The 2639-nt window shown below is 48.9% G+C and carries 1 protein-coding gene and 2 pseudogenes; all 3 read left to right on the forward strand.

Going from position 1 to position 2639, the window contains the following annotated elements; genetic code table 11:
- Positions 1-332 (forward strand): annotated as a pseudogene (locus VIM87_RS27955) (decarboxylase); the annotation flags it as partial.
- 6 nt (positions 333-338) lie between these two features.
- Positions 339-2156, forward strand: coding sequence for an IucA/IucC family siderophore biosynthesis protein (locus VIM87_RS27960; RefSeq protein ID WP_332000171.1), 1818 nt, complete (start codon positions 339-341; stop codon positions 2154-2156).
- Positions 2157-2172: 16 nt separating this feature from the next.
- Positions 2173-2639, forward strand: a pseudogene (locus tag VIM87_RS27965) (IucA/IucC family siderophore biosynthesis protein); the annotation flags it as partial.

Genomic DNA, 2639 nt, shown 5'->3' on the forward strand with positions numbered 1-2639 from the left:
CTTATACAGAAACTATTATTGAAACAGCAGAAAAGGCTGCGGAAGTAATTGCGTTGGATGCAGACCTGGAGCTGTTAAGCTATTCAGACATCGGAGTGATCCTGTTCCGTTATGCGCCGGAAACTCATAAGAACAGTAACCTGAGTGAGCTCAATCAATACATTAAAAAGGCGCTGTTTAACAGCGGTGAAGTATTGGTAGCCAGCACGCGGGTGAATGGGGATTTTTACCTGAAGTTCACCATGCTAAACCCTCTTACTACGCTGGATCATATCCGCCATATCCTGAAGCTGATCAAACAACACGGCGCCGCCTATCACCCAAAAAACTAATTGCACATGCTACAGGAATCATTGAAAAGCGCTGCGGAAGATGCAGTAGCACACCTGGATCCGGCCACCTGGGCCCATGTGAACCGCTTACACCTGAAAAAGATCATTGCAGAATTTGCACATGAGCTGCTGATCGAGCCACGGCTGGAATATATCTATAAAGGCTGGAACCACTATGTGCTGTCGCCTGTAAAAGCCATCAGCTACCGGTTCCGCGCAAAGATCTTAAGCCTGGATCATTGGTATATAGATACTAACTCCATTGAAAAGTATGTAGATAGTAAACCGGCGCCGCTGGAAGCGGTGAGCTTTATTACAGAGTTCAGTGAAAAGCTGGGTTTTGATCCGGAGCTGCTGCCTACTTATTTGGAGGAGATCATCAGCACATTATATGGCAGCGCCTATATGCACACCTATAACACGCTTACAGCGGAAGCGCTTACACGGGCCGGTTACCAGGAAGTGGAACATTCCATGATGGCCGGCCACCCCTGTTTTGTAGCCAATAACGGGCGCATAGGATATGATACGGTTGATTACCGCCGTTATGCGCCGGAAGCAGCCAGCCCCTTTGCAGTAATATGGCTGGCAGGACATATCAGCAGAACAGAATTTACCGCTATAGCACCGCTGAATTACCAGCAGGTAATGGAACAGGAGCTGGATGCAGCTACCCGTGCGGCCTTTAACCAAATACTGGTAGCAAAAGGCCTGGACCCTGCGCGGTATTTATTTTTTCCCACGCACCCCTGGCAATGGTATAACAAGCTGGCCAGCATTTTTGCGCCGGATATAGCGGCTAATTACCTGGTATGCCTGGGATATGGAGCCGACACCTATTTGCCCCAGCAATCTGTTCGTACCCTCTTTAACGTGAGTACGCCTGAACGGTTTTACGTAAAATCAGCACTGTCTATCCTGAACATGGGTTTTATGCGCGGCTTATCGCCTTATTACATGCGCACTACACCCGCCATTAATGAATGGGTGAGCAACCTGTTGAACGGTGATGCTTACCTGCAGGAAAAGGGTTTTACCATGTTAAGGGAGGCCGCCACCATGGGTTACACCAACCGGTATTTTGAAACCGCTATTAAAACAGAAAGCGCGTATAAGAAAATGCTGGCCACTCTCTGGCGGGAAAGTCCCATGACCAAACTGCAGCCCGGCCAGCGCTTAATGACCATGGCGGCATTGCTGCATATTGATGCACACGGCACGGCGCTGCTGCCGGTGCTCATCAGATCATCCGGGCTGGATATTACTACCTGGCTGCAGCATTACCTGCAATGTTACCTGAGCCCTTTGCTGCATTGCTTTTACTATTACGATCTGCGATTTATGCCGCATGGGGAGAACGTGATACTGGTGCTGGAGAACAATGTGCCGGTAAGCGCCATCATGAAGGATATAGCAGAAGAAGTGGCTATTGTGAACAGTGAGCTGGAGCTGCCGGAGCATGTAAAACGCATTGTAATACCGGTACCGGATGAGCTGAAGATCCTGTCCATTTTCACACAGATCTTCGATTGTTTTTTCCGCTTCGTATCGCACATACTGGTGGAGCATGCCGACTACCCGGAAGAAAAATTCTGGGAGCTGGCAGCAGACTGTATCCTGGAGTACCAGCAGCTGCACCCGGAGCTGGAGGAGAAGTTCCGGCGCAGCGATCTGTTTGCGGACGAGATCATTAAAACCTGCCTGAACCGCCTGCAGATCCGCAATAACCAGCGGATGATAGAGCCGAACAATCCGTTCAAAAGCCAGCAGTTCGCAGGAACATTTAAAAATCCTTTAGCGGTATTTAAAACAAGTGTGCTTTAAACTAAACAGCAAAATCATGTCTTATTCAATAGATCCCCGGGAAGCGGTAGCTCATCTGCAACCGGCTGCCTGGGAAAAGGTGAACCGCCTGCAGATCCGGAAAATGATCGCCGAGTTTGCCCATGAGCAGATCATAACGCCTGCATTTGAGTATGCAAAAGAGGGGTGGAATTATTATGTGCTGGCAGCAGAAAGTATAAAAGTGGTATATCATTTCCGCGCAAAAATTTTGCAGCTCCGGCATTGGTATATTGATACGCCCTCTATAAAAAAATTGATTGATGGTGTTCCTGCAGCTTTGGACGCACTGGCTTTCATAGTGGAATTTAATGAACAGATGAACATGGACCCGGCACTGCTGCCGGTGTATATGGAAGAAGTAAGCGCTACGCTGTATGGCAGCGCTTACATCCATACACAGGACGGGCCTACTGCAGCATACCTGGCCACCGCCAGTTACCAGGAAACAGAGCATGCCATGAC

The sequence above is a fragment of the Chitinophaga sp. genome (genome assembly GCF_036569125.1).
In the GTDB taxonomy this organism is placed as follows: domain Bacteria; phylum Bacteroidota; class Bacteroidia; order Chitinophagales; family Chitinophagaceae; genus Chitinophaga.

What these genes read in the sequence shown, in the direction of transcription:
- VIM87_RS27960 (WP_332000171.1), top strand. Translation starts at nt 339, where the DNA reads ATGCTACAGGAATCATTGAAAAGCGCTGCGGAAGATGCAGTAGCACAC.